Source organism: Lysinibacillus sp. NPDC093688 (assembly GCF_050280145.1).
Taxonomy (GTDB): domain Bacteria; phylum Bacillota; class Bacilli; order Bacillales_A; family Planococcaceae; genus Lysinibacillus; species Lysinibacillus xylanilyticus_B.
Genome location: NZ_JBNNUX010000001.1, coordinates 274,713 through 297,319 on the forward strand (window position 1 = coordinate 274,713; position 22,607 = coordinate 297,319).

Consider the following 22,607-nt stretch of genomic DNA (forward strand, 5'->3'; position numbering starts at 1 on the left):
TGAAACTTTTTCCACTTTTTTACGTATTAAATAAGAGAAATAGTAGGAGGTGAAATTTTGGAAGAAAAAGTACAGGGAAAACAAAAGAATGAGTTAGTTGAATGGATAAAGGCGATTGCATTCGCTTTATTGGTGTCGTTTGTCATCAAACAGTTTTTATTTACGCCAGTACTCGTAAAAGGTGCTTCTATGATGCCGACACTTGAAGACCACGACCGTGTTATTATTAACAGAATCGGTCCGAAATTTAAGTCTATTGATCGATTTGACGTTGTTGTTGTTGAAAATGTTCTTCTTAACAAAAATGAAGAAGAAAATATTATTAAACGTATCATTGGTCTACCAGGAGATAAAATCGAGTATAAGGATGATCAATTATACATAAACGGAGAGAAGTTCAGTGAACCTTATTTAGAACAATTCAAGAAGGAATTAAAAGATACTGGATCACTCACTTATGATTTTACGCTAGATCAACTCTTAGGTGAAACTACGGTACCTGAAGGACATTATTTTGTATTAGGTGATAATCGTCGTGTAAGTAATGATAGTAGAAATCCTGTGGTAGGTTTCATCCCTAAAGAAAAAATAATGGGTACAACAAGTATCGTCTGTTGGCCGCCTAAGCATATTGACCTTAACTTTAACTAGAATTGAACAAGACTTATCCAAAGTCTAAAAACATGATAAAGATAATAAACATGACCACTCCACAATGAGTGGTTTTTTTGTATTGTCATTTGTTAAATTAACATCTGTGGAAAGCAGACACACAAAGGGTATCATTGGGCCAGTTTCAAATTTTATGCAATAGGATGTTTAAATGACTTGAAAGTGACCTTACGTCATCTTTTATACTGTTAGTAGAGCTTTTACTTTAACACTCATTTAAAAGGAGAATCCTATTATGAAGAAAGACGATATTATTATTTATGCTTGCGTTATTATTGGAGCAGGAGTCGGTTTATTGATTGATAATGCTTTTCCGGGGGTACTAATCGGCTTAGGAATTGGTTACTTGTTAAAAACCATGTTTTTTAATAAAACAAATGAATAAGAAAGTAGGGGTATTAACTTGTTTCATATTAACGAATTTAAAAAACTGAGTGGTGTATCAGTTAGAACCTTTAGATATTATGACAAAATTGGACTTCTGAAACCTGTCTCAAAAACTGAAGGAGGTCATCGGTTATACTCATACACTGAGTTAAAGAAACTTCAGCAAATACAATTCTTTAAAACTATAGGATTTCAATTAAGTGAGATTAAAATGATGTTAGAGTCCGAAGAATGGGATTGGTCCAATAGTTTAATTAAACAACTATCTTATGTGATAAGTGAACAGGACCGTCTTTCAAAGATAGAAATTAGTTTAAGGGAACTAATAAACGGTATAGCGATTGATGGTGAAGAATTTAGGATTAAAAAAATTATGGATTTATATAATAATGAGGATTCTAAAGAAGTGTTAAAAAATAATCGAGATACATTAAATTTTAAAAACACGGAAGTACTAGGAAAACTTCCGAAAATGGGTAGTAGTGATCCAGACTCTTTAGAGTGGATTGCTTTAGTAGGGCAATTAAAAAAACATATGCACCTTGGTTATAGTCATACACGAATACAAAATATCATTAAGAGAATGGATGTAAAAAAAGGTGAAGACTTTAATGACGAAGATGCTTTTTTAGATAAACTTTGGGACATTAGAATTTCACCTGAGGAATCCGAAAAATATAATTTATATCCATTGGATAAGGAAATCCTTAACTTTATGGAAAAGGCATATATATATTATCTCGGACATAAATCATAGTTATTTGAAATGTGGAGGGAAAGATGGGAACAGATATATTAATTTATTTGGGTGGCTTAGCTCTTTTAGATACAATAAGCCCTACGATTATTGGTGTTACTCTATTTCTCGTTTTAACAGACAATAGAAATTTAACATCAAGATTATTAGCATATCTTCTTACGGTTGGGCTACTCTATTTTTCATTAGGTATCGTCATGATGTTAGGCTTAAATTTTATTATAGAAGCATTCTCTAACATTTTTCAAAATAAAATAGTTAGCTGGGTCATCTTTATAGTAGGGGTGATATTATTTACTGCTAGTTTTTTTATCCCTGCTAATAAAAAAAGTAATATCCCAAAGCCTAAAACTCAAAGCATATTCTCAATTATTATTATTGGTATTACAACATTTATCATTGAGGCAGGCATGGCTTTACCGTATTTTGCCGCTATTGGCTTATTAACGACAATAAATATGCCTTTTCATCAGTGGCTTCCAATTATAGCAGCATACAATATTATTATGGTTCTACCAGCGCTGTTTATATTTTTAGGATATAAATTGTTTGGAAAGTGGATAAACCCTACCTTAGTGAATCTTCGGAATAAAATAACAAGCAGTTCAAGTTCTGCCTTATCCTGGATGATGTGTATAGTAGGGGTGATATTAATTTTTTACACTATTGATTATTTGTGAATGTAACGGATAATTCTTTTTTTTACAGCGTCTATCATTTTGTTGATTTTAATAAAGGGAGGTATTCGCCATGAGTTATAAATGGTTAGAATGGGCTAAGAAGATACAATCAATTTCCCAGGCAGGATTAACTTTTTCAAAAGATGTTTACGATATTGAACGTTAAGAAGAATTAAGAAATTTAAGTGCTCAGATAATGAGAGAATACACTGGGTTAGAAATGAAAAAAATCAAGGATTTATTTACGAATGAAACGGGTTATCAAACACCTAAAATAGATGTTCGAGGAGTAGTATTTCAAAACAATCAAATACTAATGGTAGAAGAAAAAATTGATGATAAATGGTCTTTGCCAGGTGGTTTTTGTGATATAGGTTTATCGCCTAGTGAAAACATAGTGAAAGAAATTAAAGAGGAAGCTGGATACGATGTAGTTCCTACGAAATTGCTTGCTTTATTGGATATGAATAAGCATCCTCATCCACCTCAACCATATCATTATTATAAATTATTTGTTCAATGTGAGATTATTGGCGGGCAAGCAAGAAATGGTTTGGAAACAAAAGGAGTAAAATTTTATAATGAAGATCATTTACCGAAGCTTTCTTTAGGGAGAAATACAGATACTCAAATCAAAATGCTTTTTGAATTTTTGAGGGACCCTACTAAAGATACAATATTTGATTAATAATGATAAGTTAATGAAAGCGTTGAACTAACTATGATAAACAATCGGTACTATTTCTATAAAATGATAAAAGTCCAATTTCTTAATAATAATGTTTAAGAAATTGGACTTTTATATTTATAGTGTAAAACAACTATAAGAAACTTAATCATTTAATCCTTTGCCATCGAGAATGTGCTGTGTGTATTTTTCAATTCTTGACACGCGAGTTTTGGATTGTTTAGGCTGAGAAAAATTTAAAATATATGCTCTTTGTCGCCCTGGCGTTAATCCTTCAAAAGCCGTTTTTAAGGCAGGCATTTCATTAAATTTATTGTGAAGTTCTTCAGGAATGATGTATTCCTTATGCTCTTTCATTGGCACTTCTATACCTGCTTTTTCAACTTCAATGGCTTCATGAATATAATCTTTTATGATGGTTTCCATTCCAACTATTTCTTGAGCGCTAGTGAAACGAATTTGGCGCGCGGCCTGTACATTTTCCGTTTGCTGAATTAAAATCCCATGGGTATCCTTTAACAAGGCACCTTTGTGAAACAGAAGCGCACAATAATCTTTAAATCCATGGATTAACACGACATTTTTGTTTCCAAGCGTGTAACAAGGATGCATCCATTTAAATTCTTCAGTCAGCTCACAGTCAAGAACGATATTTCTCAACACCGAATATTCTTCCTGCCACTTTTTAGTTTTATTTAAAAATTCATCAACCTTCGGATTCATACTACTATTTGTCATCAAGGAACACCCCTCTACAATTATCTAATCGATTTATAATAAAACATTAATTAGTGTCATGTCTAGCTAAAAATAGGGAACTAATTTCGCTCATTACGGAAAACACTTCAGTGGAACGAGTGCTTCTTTTTTAGATACAAATAATGGGCAAATGTTGAAGTATTGTGCTTTTGCCATTTGATTGCCGTCAATTTGAGAAAAGCTCCCAGGAACAGATATTAATATCGCTGAGACGAAAAGAAGCGAAAAAGACGTGCGTTTTGAGCTAACAAAAAATATGGAAGGGAAAAACTATCCGTTAATAACTTTGAAATTTAGATGACAAATACGAATCGACATTTGTTTTGTGAATTTATTAAAGTCAGTTGGAGATAAGTGATAAATTAAGATTTTATAAAGCTCTCTTAATAAATATTTGTTAAGGGTCTATTTTATTTGGTTTGTTAACATGCAAATAGGGGGGCTCTATGGCTTGGAGCAAATTTTTTCCGAGAGGGCATAAGGCACAGAATCTTGAAAGAGGAAAATTTAAAAGGATCACCCGGAGGATAGTGACCCTTAGTAAAGATTTGAAGGTGTAAGGTTAAATTAGTATTTCCTTACAACAGTTATGAGCATATAGGAGGTATTGGGTATTAATAACCTTTATTCATGAAAGTAGCGCCGACAATAATCAGAAGAATGAATAGAACAACAATTAGCGCAAATGCTGAACCAGTTCCACTTCCGTAATATTCAGACATAATATAGCCTCCTCTCTATAAATTATTATATGTACAGTTGTCAAACGGAACTGAGATATTTGTCTTAGGGATGCTTAGTAAAAGATTTAAAAATACACTGTTTAGGTACTAACTAAAGTCATACTCGCTATGAGTCGTGGCTTTTTATTATCCTTAATAGGAGGTTAACCAAATGGATGCTGACGGTGCCTATGAGGAAATATTTAGCAGTTTGTGAAGATTAGCCATGTTCTTATAAATGTGGCAGTTTTTTTGTGGAAGGGAAAATAAAAAGGACTGGAGAATTAACCCCAATCCTACACATTAAACACCAAATTATATAGCCCCAATCTTGCCCCCGAAATGTGCGCTTAGGTCACTTTACATTTGGTAAAATAATTGAATATCTATAAACGTTGATATATAAAGAGTTAGATGAGTTTTTGTTATATATTAGCCCCACTTTTAGCCCCATTTTCTTTTAAGCTTTGACTAAATACTGATATAGTGTGTTCCTCCAACTCCTGAAGAACATGACCATAAACAGTATGAATCATTTCAGGCGTATTTCCTAAACGATCAGCAATTGCTTTAACAGGGATACCGTTATTCATCAAAATTGTGGCATGTGTGTGCCGTAATCCATGTATTGTAGTCGCTGGAAGTCCAGCTGCCTTTACTGCACGATTAAATTTTGCGTTTAACCCTGTGGGAATGAAAGGTTCACCATTATAAGGAGATATGAAAACAAAAGAGTCATCTTTCGAAATATTATCATTTAATCTACGGCCATATGATAGCAACAAAGCTTTGACAGCCGTTCTATAACTCTTTAACTGCTGCAAGACAATATCATCAACTTTTATGGTACGCTCACTGTTTTGTGTCTTTGTGGTTCCAATACCGTTATTTCCTCTGTGACGCTCAATAGTGATTGTTCGATTATCAAAGTCCATATTACGCCATTGAAGCCCCAAAGCTTCACCTTTTCGCATGCCAGTATAGGCAATTGTTAAAAATAAAGTATAGTAGGCTATATTTTCGTTACGCTTAATATGATCTAGCAATATATTTAGTTGCAATGGTGTAAGGTAATTCTTTTCAGCTTCTCTATTTCTTATAGAGGGTAGGGCAACACCATGTAGTTTGTTACGTAATAAAATTTCATCTGCTACAGCTGCATTAATGGCAGTCCTAAAAGTCTTATGCAAGGAATGAATTGAATAAGGCTTTAATTTTGTTTCTAAGGCATTTATAAATACTTTTTGATAAATATTTTTATCTAGTTTTTGTATCTTATATGACCCTAGATAGGGTTTTAAATAAAGCTTTATAAAAATCTCACGTTGTTCAATTGTAGCAGGTTTCCATTTTCCTTTATTCATTTCAAACCACATATCTAGCCATTGTCCGACAGTTAGGTTATCATTTTCTATATGTTTAGTTTCACCACGCAGCGTTGCAGCCTTAACTTCCAGTAGGGCTTTCAATGCTGCTTTTTCTGTTTTAAAGCCACTTTTCTTCTTTTCTTTCCGCTTTCCAGTAGCATCATAATACTTATGTCGAAACATCCATAGCTTTTCTTCATTTGCATTGAAATAGTGATATATTTCAGGTTCTTTAACTGATTTATATAGTTTCACCTTGTCCATTCCTTTCATGCTTGGCGGCGTGTGTACAGGAATAGGTGAGTATAAATAATCAATCTTTATCAGATTCGGTTTTATCTAATGTCAAGTGTTCATTAATAAGTTCAAAATTTCCGTCTAATGCTTGAAGAATCGTTTCTTTTTGTTTAATGGTTAATTCTACCCCATTCATGTAAGTAGGGCTCTCTGATAAAAGCATAACTTTTAATTTATCTAATTTTTCTTCTTCAGATTCAGGTTCTGAAATGGGTTCTTCAATAATGTGTTTGTTGTTTAGACTTAGTTTATTTAATTGGTCGATATATCTTTTCTTATTATCTTCGACAGAATGAATTTGTGAAAGAATCCCTGTTTTACTGTTACTTGTTGTTTCTTCCTCGTTTAATCTAGTTTTCATTGTATTTAACACATTATTCATTAGCTTAATTGGATCAGGTTTGTTCGGTGTATTTAAAAATTCAATTAGGTCAGTGTTTGGAGTTTTTAATTCGAAAGTTGAGAAAGACCAAGGCGGTACATCTAAAGCATAGGATAATAAATATATTTCATATACTGATGGCTCATTATACTCACCATTTTCTATTTGATATAACTTTTCTTTATTAATGAATATGGGTTCACCATATTCGTAATTTATGGTTTCTTTCTCCAACTCTTCTAACGTCCAACCTTTTTCTTCTCTGAATTCTCGCACACTTTGACCAAACGTTTTTATATAACCAGCTTTGGCCATTAGCTCATTAAAAGGTGTTTTTAATGTAGTGGAAATTTTTTGTAGAACTTCTTGAGTCGGTACTTTTAAATCATTTTCAATTTTTGAAACATAACCTTGAGTTAGATCGGTTCTTTCAGCTAATTCGTTCATTGTTAAACTTGCTTCTTTTCTAGCAGTTCTAATGGTTTTGCCCAAACTCAACATTTTTACACCTCCGTTTATTTAATACTAATATACATTAATATTCCCAAAATGAATATAATCTATTGCATTATTTTATAATTTATAATAATATTCATATCAGGAATATTCCTAGTATGAATATTTTGATTGGAGAGGTGTTTAAAATGGATAAGCTCGTTTTATCAGTTCCAGAGATTGCGAAACTACTCGACTTAAGTACTGCAACGGTTTATTTAATGGTACGAAATAATCAAATACCGTATAAGAAATTGCGTGGAAAGATTGTTTTTCATCGCGAAACAATTGAACAATGGTTAGCTGCACCAACAGCTTAATGGAGGGGTGGTAATTATGATCCCGGCAAACATCGAGGTGAATATTGATAAACAAGCCATCCGACAGTACATAGAGAAGAGGCTTGATGAGGAAGTGAGGGAAGTATTGTGGCTGATAGATCTAAACAAGATGGCAGAGCTAATGAGTATGTCACCTAGATTTTTAGAAAGCGAAATTGTATGTGATGTACGTATGCGAGCCATTGAGGTTAAGAAAAATCGTAAACGCTGGTGGCCAGCGAGACAGGCTTTTGAAGTAATTAGTGAAATTACAAGTGAATGGTGAAAATACACAGCATGGGCGGCGTGTGTATAGGGGGAATTAACAACGGCAGAAAAGAAAGTAGGTGAGTAGATGGCAATATTGGAGAAAGAAAAAATTCTTTTAGTCGCTGCTGAAAACATTCCAGAAGAACTCAAACAATTTAAAAATTGGATACTGTGGAAGGCCGAATGGGATGAGAAGCAAAGTGTATTTACAAAGGTTCCTTATCGTAGTAATGGGATACAAAAAGCGAGTAGCACTAACTCTCGAACCTGGAATACTTTCGATAAGATATATGAAGCTTATGAAGATGGAGTAGGGGAAGGTATAGGGTTTGTTTTATCTGAAACGGATCCATACGTGTGCATTGATATAGATAATATTGAAAGCATAGATACATTACCAGAGTTAGCACATGAAATTATTAATTTATCGTATGCAGAGATATCACCAAGTGGAAAAGGAATACATGTATGGATTAAAAATTTTCAGCTTTATAGTGATAAATTTAAGAATAAGAATACAAAGCTTGGTTATGAGATTTATAGTAGCAAGCGATTTATTACTTTCACTGGAGAGGCGTTAAATGATTTATCGATAAATGAAGGAAAGGATATTGAATCGTTTATTGAAAAGGTATTTAAACGTGAAGAATCAAAAGCTCCACTTCCACAACAAACTGAGGGACGTGGTAAAGCTGTACTCTCCGAATCTGAAATTATACAAATTGCTGGGAAAAGTAAAAACGGTGATCGATTTAAAGCTTTCCTTTATGGGGGGTGGGAGCAAGTCTATAGTTCTCAATCCGAAGCAGATATGGCATTTGTAAATGACTTGGCATTTTGGGCTAATTGTGATTATCAAATGATGGACAGTATCTTTAGGAAATCCTCCTTAATGCGTGATAAGTGGGATCGTAAACAAAATAGAACCACTTATGGTGATGAACAAATTAATAAGGCGATTCGAGAGTGTAAGAATACTTTTATTCCAGATCAAAAAATTGATTTGATTCCATATGGGTACCAAATTAAATATGGTGCGCTTTATCAAATTTCCGAAAAGGTATTTCGTGATGGATCAGTAGAGCAAAAGGAAAATTTAATTTGTAGTCAATCTCCTTTGATAGTGAGATCATTTGAAAATGTTGAGACGGATGATTTGTATTATGAACTAAATTGGAAAGACGAACATCGACTGAGAAAAGCTATTGTTCTCGCTTCTCAAATTGGTTCCAGGAAAGAGTTAGTTATGTTATCCAATAGATCCCTAGCTGTCACAGAAAATAATGCGAAAAATATGATTGATTACTTTTACAGTTACTTATTGCATAACAAATCTAAAGTAACACGAGAACATTTGGTTAGTCGAATTGGCCATATTAAAGGTTATTTCGTTCATCCGATGCTGTCAAAAGAAGTAATGATTAAGCCAAATGATTTAGGAGAAAAGCAGCTACTAGATGCCTTTCAAACGTCTGGAACAGTTGAAGATTGGATTGAACATGTTTTAAATCCTATTATAAAGCATCTCAGAGCATTGTTAATGGTACTAGCTAGTTTTGCATCTGTTCTATTAAAAGATTTGAAGCTGCAGCCTTTTGTAATTGATTTTGCTGGTGAAACATCGAACGGTAAAACTACTATTCTACGAGCCTGTGCAAGTGTTTGGGGTACGGACACATTAATGAGTGAATGGAACATAACAAAGGTAGCAGCAGAGCGTAAAACCACTTTTTTGAATAGTTTTCCTTTGATACTGGATGATTCACGAAAAGCAAATGAAAAAACATTAGGTGATTTCATTTATAACTTTAGTGGTGGGCGTTCAAAAGGGCGTGGATCCACAACAGGGAGTCAGCAAGAGTTTACTTGGAATAACATCTTAATTTCAACTGGTGAGGCAAGCCTTACAGCTTATGCGGAGCAAAAAGGTGGAGTGGCTGCACGTATTATCTCCATTGAGGGGATTCCATTTGAAAATGTGAAGGCTAGTTTCTTCACTAGCTTACATAACGGAATCGACTCTTATTATGGAGAAGTTGGCAAGCAGTTTGTAGCAAAATGGCAACAACATAAAAAAACTCTAATTCCTGAGTTTATGGGGTATGTAAAAGTGTGCCAGGAAAAAGCTGAGAGCAATCCAGTTATTGTTCGCGTTGCTCGAAACTTTGCAGTCTTAATTTTTACAGCCAAGCTACTGAATATTTTCTTCAAAACAGATATTGATTTGATACAGCTATACAGATTATTTGATGAATTGGTTTCCGAAAACAAAGCCTTGGACAAGCCTAAGCAACTACTTGAAATGATGCTACAGGACTTACAAGCTGATCGTAAATCTATTTTTTACGAATATGAACCTAGTGTTGAAATAAAGGCATTATTCAAGAATAACACATTGTGGATAACACCCAAGTTTCTCAAAGATTTTCTTGGTATAGAAGAAAAAACTATTCGCGCAGTATGGTTAAAACGTGGATATACTCAGAAATTTGAACATAGAGGAAAGGAAGTAGATTATAAAGCCATTACTCATAAAAAAATCCCGTTTAGAGCTATTGCATTAGATAATTCAATAATAGCAGAATTGGGATTTGATTTTTCCGAACGTCGGTGATAATTACACAAATTACACAGTTTATGTTGTAGATGTTTTTTGTGTAATTCTTTTAAAATGTTTAAGCAGTAGGAGTAAACAATATGAATTACACAAATTACACAAATTACACAAATATATATATTACACATGAAGTAGTTATTTTTAACAAGAGTTAATTTTATATTATGACCTATTATAAAAAAATGTGTAATTTTGTAATTTACCTAATGAAACGTAGATATAAGGGCGTTTGTAGTATGACAAACGTGTGTAATTGTGTGTCATTTAATTACACAACTTTCGTAATTTGATATTTAAGAATGTGTTGTTACAAATTTTAGGTAGGTGAATTATGACGATCAAACAAAAACTATTAAATTATATCGAAACACACTCTGGTACATCGTTTGTGGAAATAGAACGACTATTTGAAGAAAATCATTTTCATTATGAAGGAGATCAATCATTACAAGGTGATACAAATCTCATTCTATGGCTAGATTGGAATGATGAGGCTGTAGCCCTAATTAATGAGTTATTGGAAGAAGGTTCTATCATCTGTAAAACTATTCATCTGATTGCTTACATAGCAGATGGTGGTTCTATACCATTACCAATTGCGAAAGAAACGAGAGCTTATCATTCTCCTAGATGGTTACCAGTAGCATTTTATTATAGGGAGGCAAAAGGATGACAGAGTTTAAAGAAGTTAAATGCAAAGCATGTAAAAGACTATTCCTAAAAACTACACGGGTATATAGGTTAGCAGATGCCGACTATGATACAGAGATTAAATGCACACGCTGTAAAGCAATCAATCATTACAAAGTTAAATAACATTAGAGACTCATGAAGTCCAGTAGCTGCACAGCGAGGTGTATGTTATTAGGCTTTTCTTTATTAGGGGGTGTGGTAGTTGAGTTCAATTAGAAGTCCGGCCAGCATATGGGTCCTTCTGAGGCTTTATTTACGTGCGGGGCTTGCGAGCCCCAAAAGTGGTCTATTTTTATTCAAAAATTTTTACTTTCGCTTTCGCTTTGAGTAGTAACAATCCTAGTATTAATCAGATTTTCATACTCAGAAAGCGAAAGTAAGGAAAGTATACAAAGCGAAAGTAAGAAAGGGATTGAGAACAAATGAATATTAACATACGTGGTCCAATCATTTCAGATAGCGAGCAGCAGATTTATGATTATTTCAATATTCCTGCGACTAGTCCAGGTATTATCAATAAACAATTAGAATCTGCTAAAAAAACAAAGTCAACAAAAGTGAACGTTTTAATAAATAGTGGAGGAGGCTCTGTTTTCAGTGCTTCTGAAATTTATACAGCTTTAAAATCATTTCCTGGAGAAGTAATCGTTCAAATTGTGGGTGTGGCTGCATCGGCAGCAAGTGTAATTGCGATGGCCGGTAGCCATGTTGAAATGTCCCCAACGGCTCAATTAATGATTCATAATGCAAGTGTTTCTGTACATGGTGATTATCGTGAAATGGATCATACAAGTGAATTTCTTAAAAATATTAACAAGTCTATTATGAATGCTTATACAGCCAAAACGGGTTTGAGTGAAGCAAAATTAAAAGCCATGATGGACAAAGAAACCTGGATGAATGCACAGAAAGCTAAAGAGTTAGGTTTTATCGACACAATCATGTTTGAACAGGAAATAGGTGCTGTTGCCAGTTTTGATATTCCACTGTTAACAAATGGTGTTTTACCACAGGCTGTTATTGATAAAATGCGCCAGAAGTTAGCGCAAAAGAGTAATCAGGTAGGAACAAATAATAAAGCCATTCCGCCACAAAATAGAGACATGCAATTATTAAAAGCACATGGCAAGATGGCAGAAAATAATCATACAGAACAAATGTTAGTTCAAGCATTTAAAGCTTCATCTGAGGAAAAGGCTCAACAACAACTAGTTGAAAATAATAGTGTACCTGGAATGTCATTTACTGAATTACAAGAAGCAGCCGCATTAGCGGATATTTTAAAAAATGGAGTTGAATAAAGATGAAATTTGGAAAAACGCTAGAACAAGTTATTACGACAAATTTGAAAAATGGCATGTTGGATATACACCCTTTAAAAGTAAGTATTGAAAATATCGTAGCTTCCCACATTCAAAGCGCAGAGGAGTCACAACGAAAGGCCTTGAATGCTCAAAATGAAGCAGAACAAGCACTTTCTAATTTCTTTCAAGAAGAGCAACTAATCAAAGAGCAAGCGCAGCGTAGCATCCAACAAAAAAAGCAAGAAATATTTGAATTGAAGCGTCAGCAAGAAATCAAAGCACGGGAATTAGCAAAGGCTGAATTATCGGGCGATCTTAACAAAGTACAACAATTGAAGTCCGCAGTTAAAGAATTAACCGAACAATTGGCTAATGAGCAAGTTTTATTACAAGGATATGATATTTCTCAAGAAGGATATTTATCATATGACCAACGTCAGCAATTGAAACAATTAATCATAGCTTATGAGAGTTATTATCCCACAACATATTCAGATTTAAGGAATCTTAAAGGGTCATTGGATAAACTGATTGACTTTTTACAAGATCAATCAGAGCAGTTACGGGTCCAACAATTCAAGCACACTATCCGTGCGAAAACAGCACAAGAAACTGAACAAATTTGTTCACCAGAAGATCTGTTAAAAGAAGACGTTTTTCACTACTGTAAAAAAGCTCAGAATAATGTCAATCTAACAGAAATGTATATGAAATGGTTAGAGGTACGTGCAGACATATCTTTTAATGAATTTACGAGTCAACAAATTGAAGTGAAAAAAGAGAGTATTCGTAAATTTCATGAGGAAGAGGCCCAACGAGAGTATGACCGTAAACAATCCATGTACGAAAGTAATACAAGAGCTATGGAAAGTGCTGAACAAAGAAGAAATCAAAAGATGTAAAAACTCTTTCCAAGTATGTGATTGCTGGTTGGATTAGAAGATAAATATGTGAAGTTTTACATTGGCCACTCTTTATGAGTGGTCTTTTACAAATGATTAAGTGTGCCAAGGTTTGTAGATGACGTTTATATAGGGGTTTTTGGTGCTCAGAAAGCCCGTACAGCGTTTTTAATGAATCGGGATGAGAGATGTGAAAAAGGTTGAAATCGAGCTCAAAACAGGTGAAATAAATGTAGATATTCAAGTACCCGCCTCAATCGTTAGTTTTAAATACAACATTTATGTAGGTACTACACAACTTGATAGAGTAACTACATAAGAAAGGGGTCGTATATATGTTTTGTGTCATTCAGAAAATACAAAAGAAGAAGCAGGATCCCTATGGCACACACAAGGAACTGCAAGTGACAATTAATAATTGGAGCATAGGAAATGATAGACCTTCTGTACATTATGGCTACATGTATAGTGATGAGCGTTTTGAAAGACCCATACTAGATGCCTATAAGATTAGTATTCACCACTCTTATAGAGAACAGGGCAAAGTGAAAAAGAAACAATGGGTAATCTGCACAATGGGCTATTACGATTTCGTAGACTCCTGGTACGGTGATCATTATTCTGACCGTACATTAAAGGAAAAACTAAATGAAATGGGTATTGAAGAAAATACGTTTCACGAGCTTGTCCATACTAAACTAGAGCCATTAATAAAGCGAATTGAGCAGGAGTTCCAGCAGACGGAAGAATATAGAGTTAAGAAGGAACAAGAAGCGATACTTGCAGCACACAGAACGGCAGAAGCGGCATTTAACAAGGAATATGGTCAGGACGAATATGAGTACTGCTACGACGTATTTGGAACATTGCGTAATCCAACTTACTTAGAGGAGCTAAAGGTTAAGAAAAAGGTGCAAGAAGAATATACAAGGCGTAGTTACGAGGAAAGTTTTAAGCGTAACTACAGTAATTATTCGGGTAATGGCAGTAGTAGTTACTATACCACTTCACACTGTAACTACACAGATGATGAAAAGAAAGTGCTACATGAAATCTACAGAATGGCATCAAAGAAGTTCCATCCAGATGTGTCTGGGGATGATGGAAGTAAGATGAAGTTTTTGACTAAATTAAAAGAGCAATGGGATTTGTGAACCTTACAAGTTTGCTCATTTTATTGCATCACTCTTAACATTCTTTGCAATGTATAAGTCTTATATGTATATCTTTTTTGAAAGTCACATCTAATTAGGTGCGGCTTTTTGTTATACCTAAAGCAAAACAATCATTATGTATTTCTTTATTTAAAGTTTGACAACACTCGTTTGAAGTGCCGTCATCTTCTTAATTATTTAATTACAAGAAGAGGATTTTTACTAAAAGCAAAAGAATTATTAGCTGGTTGAAGGTAGGTTTTATTATAAATATAAATTTCATTTTACTCACCTCTTTTTTATTCAGTTAAAAACTATTCTGTGCTGAAATAGTGAGTTATATTCCAACTATAAACTTTTTGAGAGATGAGCAATAAATGACCAGGCGCTCGTTAAATTTGAGTACCTGGTCATTTTGTGATTATTCACCTTGTATTTCCTTTTCTCTAGCATCTATTAGCTGTTTTAATTCAGCTAGATCATCTAAATCACAGTATTTATTAATGTACGTTTTAGCTGCGCTTTTTGCCGATTGTTTACGTGTCTTTTCTCTGTTTTTTTCTCGGTACGCTTGTGTAGCACGTTTCTGTGCTTCAGATGTTTTTTGCTCAGTCAACGTTTATCCTCTCCTTTTCTTGAAATAAACTACGATATTTAATATTGCTAATAAAAAGCAGATTGAGTAAATGACAATCATTGAATAATCGAAGAACTTTGGTTCTTTCCAGTTCACCATATCTGTTAATACATACAAGGCAAATGCCAATGCCACAACATATCCTATATTTTTCATAATGAGATGGATGTGATAAGATTATAGGGAAGGAGGGCTTAACCTCCTTCGGTGTAGTTATTTGCGACGTTTCTTCTTGCCCGGAGAGCGTCGCTTTTCTTTTTTCTTACTTTTCATATCGCTTATGTTTTTCGCTGAACTTGTAAGTAAGTTTGCGATTGTTGCGATAGCTACTAGGTAGCTAGAATCTTATCCTTCACCTCCTTTCTATACTTGATTTGTACATCATTTGATATATAAATCAAGTGATTTACAAAAGTTTTTTTATTTATTTTGCTAGATGATTATCGTAGTATTCACCAAGCTTTTCAGCTACGCCCAATCCCATGCGACTAATGTCACTTACACCATCTACATAGCGTTTGATTGCCCCTTGTGTAAGCCCACACTCTTTAAAAATTCGATACGATGTATGTTCGCCCTCACCATTTTTAGCAGCCTGTGCAGCTTTAACAACTGCCTCTACTTTTTCTGTAAGTTTCATGCCTAACACTCCTTTTTTAAGACTATTATAAATCATGTGAAATATAAATCAAATGATTTCTATACCGAAGAAAAAAGCCACTCATTTGAGTGACCAAAAACATAATAAAAACAAACAACTTTGTTAGTTATCTGTTCCACGTTCCGTATCGGACTGTTTAGCTTGTTCAATAATCCTCAAAGGCTGCTTTAATTTCCTCAATCGTATAACCAGCTTCCAGTAATTCTTGGGTTGTTTGTTCTAATCTGTTCATTTTGAAATCCTCATTTATATTTTATCTATCGCCAACATTAATAATATTGAAATTTGCTTGAAATATCAAAAGAGCCGTATTTATAGGGGCGTATAGTAAAGCTGTAGAGCGTTTAAGTAATAAGCTTACTAAATCATCCTCTGTGGAGGGCCAACAGCATAGAGAACGTCCTGTGCCTTTCTATAATTGGTTAGAGAAAAGGGATAGCCTTCCACAATCAAGATAACAAAATAAGTAATTTGATATATTCACAGTAAGGTATCTTTGTACAGATAATATTCCTTTTTAAGGTTATATATGGTAGTTTTGGTATATTGGTATATGTAGAATTTTAAAAAGGAGAGTTAGAAATGTTACATAGTACAAAGTTAATTAATAAAATCTTAATCATTCTAATGGCACTGTTACTTTTATTTAGTACGAACTATGGTGCTTTTAAAACTTCAGAAGCTTATGCTAATACCTGGACTACGAATTATGAAGAATGGGCTTCTGCAACATATGCCACTGTAGTTACAGGTACACTTGCCCTTGCCACTGGTGCTATGCATGCAGAGCAGTATTTAAAAGACAATGTGGACGCTATGTATCAGACAGCTAAAGAATCTTGGACAAAAATGGCGCCTGATATGAAACAAAATTTTTTATCCAGTCTTGATCAAATGGCTGACGGTATTGTTACTGTAGGAGATTGGATAACAGGTGCGTTGGATGCGCTTAAACCAACGTTTGGTGATAATACAGGCACAAGTGTAGGTGGTGTAAAATATACATCTTTATCTAGCGGTGGTCATGCGATGTTGTCTATTGAAAATGTTAGTTCTGATAGTCTGTTGTTAACATATACAGATTCTAATAATGCAAAAAGTCGCGCGTATAGCTCTTTTGAAGTTTTATTGAAGTCAGGGACATTTGGTGATAAAAATGACTATGCAAAAATTTATGTTAATGGTTCTGGCAAAGCATCTATAAATTTAGGTGAATTATCACTTGCTGAATATAATGTTTTGGCGCAAGCAGCAAGTAATGTTAAAACTCCTGCAGGTATGATTTCGTTTGGTGCTACCATTGGTGCACGTATTTCATTGGAATATCAAGACGGAACTGTTGTTAGTCCTGATGCAAGTACTTATAGTCGTTTGGACGAATGGATAAGAGAGCGTGCTATCCCTAATGGTCAACTTGGTGTTTATAATCCAGGTGCACAAGCATATACACAAGATGGCTATAGACTTGGCTTATCAACTGATGGACAAACCTTATTACAATTGCCAGATGGTATACCGTGGGAAGGTGTAGCCGATTGGAAACAACCACTTTTAAATACTGTAGATGGTACTACGGCTGTTTTAGATACAGCGGTAGGTTCTTGGATAGATGTTGCTACAGGTGTAAAAATACGTGATGCTACAGTACCTGAAATTGCATCTGGAACTGGTGTTGATGAATCAATCGCTGAATATGTTTTTATTAGAGCCAAAGATGAGGAAAAGGCTAGAGAAGCGGAGGATACAGAGACAGGTGAAAATCTATCAAGAGCACAAAAAAGAAATTTAGAGACTTTGGATAATATTGTGGAAGGCCATCTAAAAGATAGTGATTTTACTGGTACGCTTCGAGATCTGCAAGGTAATCCAGTACCTAAACCAGGCGGTGGATATTGGAACCATTTGAAGGAAATGAAGGATTCTTATAAAGGTTTAAATAAAATCAAAAAGGGATTAGAAGGTTCACTAAAGAATCCCAATTTAGATGAAACTGAACGTAAGATATTGCAAGAGGCTTTAGATAAAGTAAATAGATATATTAAAAAAATTGAAGATTTATTTTCCGGATATGGAGGAATGAAAAAAATGTCAATAAGCAAGAAAATTGGTGAAATTTATAATCTACCTGCACCACATAAAAATGATGAACATAGCTTGGAACAATGGTATATGGAACTTTATAATAAACAGATTGATGATATATCAACTATGGATGTTATTAGAATGTTAGAACAGAACATTTTGGAGGGGTTGGCATTCAATAAGGCCATTGAATACTTACGTGAGGATCCGTTAGCAGGGAGCAAATTTGATGGTCAATTAATGGAGACGCTATTATCAACTGATTTGAATAAACTTAATGATTCTATTGGAGATATTAAAGAATTGGTTTCTGAAGTATCTTTAAAATTGAACGAATTGGATTGGGTAAGTATTGAAGATAAAGAGGAATATGCTGAATTATTGAAAGAATTTCAAGGTAAATTAACTGAAAATATATAAGTAAAGGATTAGTAAATAATATAGAAAAAGATCCTCCGTGATGATGGGTGGTCCTTATTATGGTATTAATGTCCCACTGCAATGTCCTATCGTTAAAATACTGAAAACCATTGTGGGAGTAAGCATGAACCTATAAAATTTGAATCTTAATCATTTATTCTTTTAATCTTTTAAAACATGCTCTTAATAATTAATATATATAATCAAGCAGCTGCAGAAATGTGGTTGCTTTTTATTATGGTCAAAAGAAAAACACTTTCAGCTGCACGATGAGCCGGAAGTGTTTTTTGATTTATAATTGTGAGATATGTTTAATTGGCTGGATTCCCAGTTCCACTATTTCAATAATTTGTGTCGAGATAATGAAAACTCGTATATGTTGTTTAAGTGTTGGGTGAACAAAACTTTTATAGTCATTTAAGCATTTGTAATCTGAATTGTACGGTATCGTAATAAAAAACTTAATTACATAATTACCTGATTTTTCGTCAGATTTCAAAATGTTAACTTTAAGATTTTCTTGATCAATATGAAGTTTATTTAATTCATTGTCATCAAAAATTTTCACATGAGCCGTTCCGACTACCCCAATCATAATACCCCTCCAAATTTGATTATTTAATCTTCTATTTTGGCTTTATTATGCTGGATAATATCTTCTATTTCACAATTTAAATAGTTACATAATTTATCTAACACAGCCATCGAAACATTTTCACCTTTTGCGAGTTTTGCCATTGTGGCAGAAGATAGTTGCAACTCCTTTTTTAATTCTTCTCGTGTAACTTCACGGTCAATCATCGTTTTAAATAACTGCTTATATTCAAATGACATAATCTTCTCCTTCCTCCATTTCCTTAATTATACCATTCAAGTTTAGTATTCTAAACTTTTTATTTAATATTATTGACAATTAATTTAGGAAAGAATATTATGTGTTTAGAAAGGCGAATATATAGTTTAGATTAGTGAATGAATTTTTACGAAACAGACCATCGAAGGTTAGTCGGTAAATGGACCAGAAATAGCTGACATGCTGCAGGAAAGAGAGGTGAAACACTATGACATACTTTGGTTTTGTAATTTCAAGAGAAGATGAAGCTAATTTTCCTCGTTTCTCAAATGTGACTGAGGCGCGCGCTTATTTTCAAAAGCGCTATGGTGACTGTTACAACCTAGGAAGTAGAGAAAGACAGTTCGATGGCAACTGGGGTGGTTACATTTATTTCGATGATGTTGATGGACAACCGATTCAAATCGGTGAAGATGGATCCGTACATGTAGTTTATTAATTTATTTGGAAATGGAAAGTGAGGTGAAAACGATGGCATTCGAATACTTAGCACAATATACAACATTTGAATCAGTAGCAGATATGGACACAGCTGTTGAGGAACACATGGCTGTTCATTACTATGATTTGACTGAATCAGAACGTGCCATCGTTTTCAAGCTTGCTAGTCACAGCTTAGAGTATCCAGGAGCATGTCATTTAAAAGCTTCCACAATTGCTGCAGCATTGGAGATCAGCACAAAGACAGTTTTTCGAGCTACTTCAAAACTGGAATCGCTAGGGATAATCAAGAAACATGAAACTACTAAGGTGAAGGGAGGTCGTGGTGCAAACATATATATAATTTTGCCGAACCAATCTGAAACATGTGGTAGCTCTGACAAGCCTTCTGAACAAGAAGTGATACAAAGTGATGCAGTTTCATTACAAGCCGTTTACAGCAGTGCACATGCTGAAATAGAGGGAAGCAAAGAATACATGAATGAGTACCAGCAAATGCTTCATGATTTTATGCATTCATTACCTCTTCCGGATAGCTTTAAGGATGAGCTACATAAAGTAGTACTAGCGTCTAATGTAAGTAACATTCAAGAATTTATTATGGCCAAGAACATCATTTTTAAAATGGCCAACGATATTAAAGAAGGAGTGCTGAAGGTTACTAAAACAATACGTGCCATTTTCGTAGGGGCTCATAAGAAGGCATTACAACGTAGATATAAGCATCCCATAACAAATAAACTATCTGAGAAGAAAAAACCTGTAAATGAGCGTCCAGTGCCTTTCTACAATTGGCTATCAGAACGTATTGGACCAACAGAAGTATTTAATAAGAAAGGAAGTGAATGCAAATGAAAGTAACGGTTAAAGAATGGCGCGTAATGTCTGATCGTAACAAACAATTACTTTTGAATGCAGTCGCAACTAAATAAAACATAGATGAAAAGGGGAATAAGAACATGCAGCAACATACACAACACATATTAGAAACAGTCGCACATGAAAATAGTAGCAACGTATATAACTTATCTGCACAAATGATTCAATTAAAAACTGTACAGAATGAAGTAGCTCGTTTACTAAATAAACTTGATGATATTACACATAAAGGCTGGCATGAGAATCGTGGTATGGCATGTCTGTCTATTTTAGAAATTCAAGATACAGTACGTTTAATTGATATGGCATTCTTTCCGTTATTCAAGGATATGTCAGAAGAAGTTGATACTCTTAACATTCATGCACAAGAATTGTATGAGATAGTGATTAAAAGTGAATCAGAGCAATCGATTGATGCAGCTACTAAGCTTGATATAAACAGTGTAGAAGGTTGGAACTACTTTACTATGGAAAACAATATAAAAACATTCACTAAAGAATTTGGTAGGGAACCAGAAAGCTTTGAGGAAGTGTTAACGTATATAACTGAAACAGTAGCGAAAGTTGTGGATAAAAGCGAAGAAAATAAAAAAGCCTCACTTGCTGTAACAGCAGCAACTGAGGAATGAATAAATTGACCACGACTATTTTAGAAGAACATGAAGTTTAAACATTTAATTTGAATATATTTTTTCTTTTACTCTTTCGATTGAACGTTTTGAAACGTTAAAATTCCAATTTATTTCTTTTTCGTCTTTTACATTGTATTCAGCGGCTAACATAGCACCTTTAAATTGACCATTTGTAATATAAAAGCCTTCTGGTGAGTTTTCAAAAAGGTGTTTCAGGTTGTATGAGCTGTTAGAAAGATTAAAACGATCCATACGTTCAAAGTTTTTAAAAATCCAATCTTGAATAATAACTTTTTGTTCATCTGTAAGTTCTTGATACTGATTTGGATTGTTGTTACCAGAATTATTGTTTATCAAATCTATCACCTACCTTTCTAACCAAATTGTAACAGAAAGCTAATAGGGGGGAGGAAATTAATTGAAATAGTAGTTATTCAAAATAGACAAGCAGTAACTACAACTTGCAAGTTGAAGACATTCGGAAGGAGCATAGTATTGTAGTAGTGTTTTTCCATTTGATTTAAGGTTAATATAAGAACAGACTCAAGTTACAGCAATTTTATACAAAAACAAGATCGTGGAACCTTTCGTTATCCAATCTTGTACAACGTGGCAGGTAACACTAAGTGAGTTAATTGGTTCCATTCACGTATTTTAAGGAAAGTGAGGTGATTACCATTGAAAACCATACCATCTATTGAAACACAACAACGTATGCATGCTTTCTTCATGAGAACATCAGCACCACGCATCTATAAAGAACGGTTGGAAGAAGAACAAAAACGTAATGAACTTGAATCTCAACAAAATGCGAATAAAGATAAGTAATAAAATAAGCACTTGCTACAGCAGATGTTTTTTAGTGTAGATTAGTGAATATGATGAAACATAAACTAGTCTTTTCTATTATTCGGTTTAGAAGGAAACGCTTTCCTTTTGGTGAATTGAGTAGATGAAAGGAAGGGATATTTATGGCTTTTTTAACATATGAAAAAGTTAGTTTAGTAAAGCAAGTTATAGAGTTGGCAGAAAATTGTCGATTAATTGGAGAGAAAATGCAGCCTGAAAGTGTGCCTGGTTCTATGGAGAAATTTATGGAATTTCTTGAATCTGAAGACGGCAAAAAAATGGAGTTAGAAGAAAATAAGTTAAAGGATTTTCTGATGAATAGAAGTTACGAAGAAGTGAAATTTATACAAACCGTAATGTATTTAGGCAGAGACCCAGAGGATTACGAAAATACTTTGCCTGAATTATTATATAGCGAGGTTTTTTTAAGTCTGTCGTGGGTTTCTAAAGAAGCAGAAGTGAACCAGATAGTAGGGAAAGCCCCACTAGGAGATTATCTAAAAAGTGGTTTGAAACTATTAAATAGTTAAAGTAATTTAAAAGAAGGCACTCTCATTCGAGGGTGCTTTTATTACATCACGTTCCAGAAACTCACTGTGCCTAGCAGTGCTATTTTTTATGTAAGTAAGCTTTACTTATATTGACCAACAAAAAAAGATTGAAGCAAATAGCCCCAATCTTTCTTAC

General features: G+C 34.0%; 28 protein-coding genes and 1 pseudogene. 20 read left to right on the forward strand and 9 right to left on the reverse strand.

Going from position 1 to position 22,607, the window contains the following annotated elements; all coding sequences use genetic code 11:
• Positions 1-57 precede the first annotated feature (57 nt).
• From lepB to ACQKN2_RS01310, 5 genes and pseudogenes are all read left to right on the forward strand, one after another.
• A complete protein-coding gene (gene lepB / locus ACQKN2_RS01290; protein ID WP_427413311.1) occupies positions 58-651 on the forward strand; it encodes a signal peptidase I in 594 nt (197 codons plus the stop codon).
• A gap of 256 nt (positions 652-907) precedes the next feature.
• Complete coding sequence (locus ACQKN2_RS01295; protein WP_370047503.1) at positions 908-1,057, forward strand: hypothetical protein; 150 nt, start codon at positions 908-910, stop codon at positions 1,055-1,057.
• Between the two features lie 18 nt (positions 1,058-1,075).
• Positions 1,076-1,816 carry a MerR family transcriptional regulator gene (locus ACQKN2_RS01300; protein WP_427413312.1) on the forward strand — a complete coding sequence of 247 codons (741 nt, stop codon included), beginning with the start codon at positions 1,076-1,078 and terminating at the stop codon, positions 1,814-1,816.
• Positions 1,817-1,839: 23 nt separating this feature from the next.
• Entirely contained in the window at positions 1,840-2,496 is a 657-nt protein-coding gene (locus ACQKN2_RS01305; RefSeq protein WP_427413313.1) for a GAP family protein, read from the forward strand.
• A gap of 70 nt (positions 2,497-2,566) precedes the next feature.
• A pseudogene (locus ACQKN2_RS01310) lies at positions 2,567-3,184 on the forward strand (NUDIX hydrolase).
• A gap of 144 nt (positions 3,185-3,328) precedes the next feature.
• Here the strand turns inward: ACQKN2_RS01310 and ACQKN2_RS01315 are convergent.
• From ACQKN2_RS01315 to ACQKN2_RS01330, 4 genes are all read right to left on the reverse strand, one after another.
• Entirely contained in the window at positions 3,329-3,922 is a 594-nt protein-coding gene (locus ACQKN2_RS01315) for a YdeI/OmpD-associated family protein (protein WP_427413500.1), read from the reverse strand.
• A gap of 635 nt (positions 3,923-4,557) precedes the next feature.
• Positions 4,558-4,665, reverse strand: coding sequence for a YjcZ family sporulation protein (locus ACQKN2_RS01320; RefSeq protein WP_082172721.1), 108 nt, complete (start codon positions 4,663-4,665; stop codon positions 4,558-4,560).
• A 425-nt stretch (positions 4,666-5,090) separates the two neighbouring features.
• A complete protein-coding gene (locus ACQKN2_RS01325; protein ID WP_427413314.1) occupies positions 5,091-6,296 on the reverse strand; it encodes a tyrosine-type recombinase/integrase in 1,206 nt (401 codons plus the stop codon).
• 49 nt (positions 6,297-6,345) lie between these two features.
• Positions 6,346-7,212 carry a helix-turn-helix domain-containing protein gene (locus ACQKN2_RS01330; RefSeq protein WP_427413315.1) on the reverse strand — a complete coding sequence of 289 codons (867 nt, stop codon included), beginning with the start codon at positions 7,210-7,212 and terminating at the stop codon, positions 6,346-6,348.
• A gap of 143 nt (positions 7,213-7,355) precedes the next feature.
• Here ACQKN2_RS01330 and ACQKN2_RS01335 point away from each other — a divergent pair, with 143 nt between their 5' ends.
• From ACQKN2_RS01335 to ACQKN2_RS01375, 9 genes are all read left to right on the forward strand, one after another.
• A complete protein-coding gene (locus ACQKN2_RS01335; protein ID WP_427413316.1) occupies positions 7,356-7,526 on the forward strand; it encodes a helix-turn-helix domain-containing protein in 171 nt (56 codons plus the stop codon).
• A gap of 16 nt (positions 7,527-7,542) precedes the next feature.
• Positions 7,543-7,812, forward strand: a complete 270-nt coding sequence (locus ACQKN2_RS01340; protein WP_427413317.1) for a hypothetical protein — start codon at positions 7,543-7,545, stop codon at positions 7,810-7,812.
• A 69-nt stretch (positions 7,813-7,881) separates the two neighbouring features.
• Positions 7,882-10,410, forward strand: a complete 2,529-nt coding sequence (locus ACQKN2_RS01345; protein WP_427413318.1) for a DUF927 domain-containing protein — start codon at positions 7,882-7,884, stop codon at positions 10,408-10,410.
• Between the two features lie 334 nt (positions 10,411-10,744).
• A complete protein-coding gene (locus ACQKN2_RS01350; RefSeq protein WP_427413319.1) occupies positions 10,745-11,086 on the forward strand; it encodes a pathogenicity island protein in 342 nt (113 codons plus the stop codon).
• Positions 11,083-11,229 (forward strand): Com family DNA-binding transcriptional regulator, encoded by a 147-nt coding sequence (locus ACQKN2_RS01355; RefSeq protein WP_427413320.1) that lies wholly within the window; start codon positions 11,083-11,085, stop codon positions 11,227-11,229. Before ACQKN2_RS01350 ends, ACQKN2_RS01355 begins: the two co-directional genes overlap by 4 nt.
• A gap of 299 nt (positions 11,230-11,528) precedes the next feature.
• Positions 11,529-12,407 carry a head maturation protease, ClpP-related gene (locus ACQKN2_RS01360; RefSeq protein WP_427413321.1) on the forward strand — a complete coding sequence of 293 codons (879 nt, stop codon included), beginning with the start codon at positions 11,529-11,531 and terminating at the stop codon, positions 12,405-12,407.
• A 2-nt stretch (positions 12,408-12,409) separates the two neighbouring features.
• Entirely contained in the window at positions 12,410-13,312 is a 903-nt protein-coding gene (locus tag ACQKN2_RS01365) for a hypothetical protein (RefSeq protein WP_427413322.1), read from the forward strand.
• 190 nt (positions 13,313-13,502) lie between these two features.
• Positions 13,503-13,631 carry a hypothetical protein gene (locus tag ACQKN2_RS01370; RefSeq protein WP_427413323.1) on the forward strand — a complete coding sequence of 43 codons (129 nt, stop codon included), beginning with the start codon at positions 13,503-13,505 and terminating at the stop codon, positions 13,629-13,631.
• A 16-nt stretch (positions 13,632-13,647) separates the two neighbouring features.
• Complete coding sequence (locus tag ACQKN2_RS01375) at positions 13,648-14,466, forward strand: hypothetical protein (protein WP_427413324.1); 819 nt, start codon at positions 13,648-13,650, stop codon at positions 14,464-14,466.
• Between the two features lie 421 nt (positions 14,467-14,887).
• On the opposite strand, the gene ACQKN2_RS01380 is transcribed toward ACQKN2_RS01375, so the two are convergent.
• A complete protein-coding gene (locus ACQKN2_RS01380) occupies positions 14,888-15,082 on the reverse strand; it encodes a hypothetical protein (protein ID WP_427413325.1) in 195 nt (64 codons plus the stop codon).
• A gap of 445 nt (positions 15,083-15,527) precedes the next feature.
• Positions 15,528-15,743: a hypothetical protein gene (locus ACQKN2_RS01385; RefSeq protein WP_403008393.1), complete on the reverse strand. Its 216-nt coding sequence runs from the start codon at positions 15,741-15,743 to the stop codon at positions 15,528-15,530.
• Between the two features lie 603 nt (positions 15,744-16,346).
• On the opposite strand from ACQKN2_RS01385, the gene ACQKN2_RS01390 reads away from it, so the two are divergent.
• On the forward strand, positions 16,347-18,266 hold the full coding sequence (locus tag ACQKN2_RS01390; protein WP_427413326.1) for a contact-dependent growth inhibition system immunity protein: 1,920 nt from the start codon (positions 16,347-16,349) through the stop codon (positions 18,264-18,266).
• Positions 18,267-18,558: 292 nt separating this feature from the next.
• Here ACQKN2_RS01390 and ACQKN2_RS01395 read toward each other — a convergent pair whose 3' ends face one another.
• Positions 18,559-18,861, reverse strand: a complete 303-nt coding sequence (locus tag ACQKN2_RS01395) for a hypothetical protein (protein ID WP_427413327.1) — start codon at positions 18,859-18,861, stop codon at positions 18,559-18,561.
• Positions 18,862-18,884: 23 nt separating this feature from the next.
• Entirely contained in the window at positions 18,885-19,100 is a 216-nt protein-coding gene (locus ACQKN2_RS01400; RefSeq protein ID WP_427413328.1) for a helix-turn-helix domain-containing protein, read from the reverse strand.
• A gap of 227 nt (positions 19,101-19,327) precedes the next feature.
• Here ACQKN2_RS01400 and ACQKN2_RS01405 point away from each other — a divergent pair, with 227 nt between their 5' ends.
• From ACQKN2_RS01405 to ACQKN2_RS01415, 3 genes are all read left to right on the forward strand, one after another.
• The gene (locus ACQKN2_RS01405; RefSeq protein ID WP_427413329.1) at positions 19,328-19,558 is read left to right on the forward strand and encodes a hypothetical protein; all 231 of its coding nucleotides are present in this window, start codon (positions 19,328-19,330) and stop codon (positions 19,556-19,558) included.
• A gap of 32 nt (positions 19,559-19,590) precedes the next feature.
• The gene (locus tag ACQKN2_RS01410) at positions 19,591-20,415 is read left to right on the forward strand and encodes a helix-turn-helix domain-containing protein (protein WP_427413330.1); all 825 of its coding nucleotides are present in this window, start codon (positions 19,591-19,593) and stop codon (positions 20,413-20,415) included.
• Positions 20,416-20,519: 104 nt separating this feature from the next.
• Positions 20,520-21,068, forward strand: a complete 549-nt coding sequence (locus tag ACQKN2_RS01415; RefSeq protein WP_427413331.1) for a hypothetical protein — start codon at positions 20,520-20,522, stop codon at positions 21,066-21,068.
• 45 nt (positions 21,069-21,113) lie between these two features.
• Here the strand turns inward: ACQKN2_RS01415 and ACQKN2_RS01420 are convergent, their stop codons facing one another.
• Complete coding sequence (locus ACQKN2_RS01420) at positions 21,114-21,428, reverse strand: hypothetical protein (RefSeq protein ID WP_427413332.1); 315 nt, start codon at positions 21,426-21,428, stop codon at positions 21,114-21,116.
• Positions 21,429-21,749: 321 nt separating this feature from the next.
• Here ACQKN2_RS01420 and ACQKN2_RS01425 point away from each other — a divergent pair, with 321 nt between their 5' ends.
• Both ACQKN2_RS01425 and ACQKN2_RS01430 read left to right on the forward strand, forming a co-directional pair.
• On the forward strand, positions 21,750-21,899 hold the full coding sequence (locus ACQKN2_RS01425; RefSeq protein WP_427413333.1) for a hypothetical protein: 150 nt from the start codon (positions 21,750-21,752) through the stop codon (positions 21,897-21,899).
• 143 nt (positions 21,900-22,042) lie between these two features.
• The gene (locus ACQKN2_RS01430) at positions 22,043-22,450 is read left to right on the forward strand and encodes a hypothetical protein (protein WP_427413334.1); all 408 of its coding nucleotides are present in this window, start codon (positions 22,043-22,045) and stop codon (positions 22,448-22,450) included.
• Positions 22,451-22,607: the final 157 nt, after the last annotated feature.

What these genes read in the sequence shown, in the direction of transcription:
- ACQKN2_RS01295 (WP_370047503.1), top strand. Translation starts at nt 908, where the DNA reads ATGAAGAAAGACGATATTATTATTTATGCTTGCGTTATTATTGGAGCA.
- ACQKN2_RS01305 (WP_427413313.1), top strand. Translation starts at nt 1,840, where the DNA reads ATGGGAACAGATATATTAATTTATTTGGGTGGCTTAGCTCTTTTAGAT.
- ACQKN2_RS01315 (WP_427413500.1), bottom strand. Translation starts at nt 3,922, where the DNA reads ATGACAAATAGTAGTATGAATCCGAAGGTTGATGAATTTTTAAATAAA.
- ACQKN2_RS01320 (WP_082172721.1), bottom strand. Translation starts at nt 4,665, where the DNA reads ATGTCTGAATATTACGGAAGTGGAACTGGTTCAGCATTTGCGCTAATT.
- ACQKN2_RS01325 (WP_427413314.1), bottom strand. Translation starts at nt 6,296, where the DNA reads ATGGACAAGGTGAAACTATATAAATCAGTTAAAGAACCTGAAATATAT.
- ACQKN2_RS01330 (WP_427413315.1), bottom strand. Translation starts at nt 7,212, where the DNA reads ATGTTGAGTTTGGGCAAAACCATTAGAACTGCTAGAAAAGAAGCAAGT.
- ACQKN2_RS01335 (WP_427413316.1), top strand. Translation starts at nt 7,356, where the DNA reads ATGGATAAGCTCGTTTTATCAGTTCCAGAGATTGCGAAACTACTCGAC.
- ACQKN2_RS01340 (WP_427413317.1), top strand. Translation starts at nt 7,543, where the DNA reads ATGATCCCGGCAAACATCGAGGTGAATATTGATAAACAAGCCATCCGA.
- ACQKN2_RS01345 (WP_427413318.1), top strand. Translation starts at nt 7,882, where the DNA reads ATGGCAATATTGGAGAAAGAAAAAATTCTTTTAGTCGCTGCTGAAAAC.
- ACQKN2_RS01350 (WP_427413319.1), top strand. Translation starts at nt 10,745, where the DNA reads ATGACGATCAAACAAAAACTATTAAATTATATCGAAACACACTCTGGT.
- ACQKN2_RS01355 (WP_427413320.1), top strand. Translation starts at nt 11,083, where the DNA reads ATGACAGAGTTTAAAGAAGTTAAATGCAAAGCATGTAAAAGACTATTC.
- ACQKN2_RS01360 (WP_427413321.1), top strand. Translation starts at nt 11,529, where the DNA reads ATGAATATTAACATACGTGGTCCAATCATTTCAGATAGCGAGCAGCAG.
- ACQKN2_RS01365 (WP_427413322.1), top strand. Translation starts at nt 12,410, where the DNA reads ATGAAATTTGGAAAAACGCTAGAACAAGTTATTACGACAAATTTGAAA.
- ACQKN2_RS01375 (WP_427413324.1), top strand. Translation starts at nt 13,648, where the DNA reads ATGTTTTGTGTCATTCAGAAAATACAAAAGAAGAAGCAGGATCCCTAT.
- ACQKN2_RS01385 (WP_403008393.1), bottom strand. Translation starts at nt 15,743, where the DNA reads ATGAAACTTACAGAAAAAGTAGAGGCAGTTGTTAAAGCTGCACAGGCT.
- ACQKN2_RS01390 (WP_427413326.1), top strand. Translation starts at nt 16,347, where the DNA reads ATGTTACATAGTACAAAGTTAATTAATAAAATCTTAATCATTCTAATG.
- ACQKN2_RS01395 (WP_427413327.1), bottom strand. Translation starts at nt 18,861, where the DNA reads ATGATTGGGGTAGTCGGAACGGCTCATGTGAAAATTTTTGATGACAAT.
- ACQKN2_RS01400 (WP_427413328.1), bottom strand. Translation starts at nt 19,100, where the DNA reads ATGTCATTTGAATATAAGCAGTTATTTAAAACGATGATTGACCGTGAA.
- ACQKN2_RS01405 (WP_427413329.1), top strand. Translation starts at nt 19,328, where the DNA reads ATGACATACTTTGGTTTTGTAATTTCAAGAGAAGATGAAGCTAATTTT.
- ACQKN2_RS01410 (WP_427413330.1), top strand. Translation starts at nt 19,591, where the DNA reads ATGGCATTCGAATACTTAGCACAATATACAACATTTGAATCAGTAGCA.
- ACQKN2_RS01415 (WP_427413331.1), top strand. Translation starts at nt 20,520, where the DNA reads ATGCAGCAACATACACAACACATATTAGAAACAGTCGCACATGAAAAT.
- ACQKN2_RS01430 (WP_427413334.1), top strand. Translation starts at nt 22,043, where the DNA reads ATGGCTTTTTTAACATATGAAAAAGTTAGTTTAGTAAAGCAAGTTATA.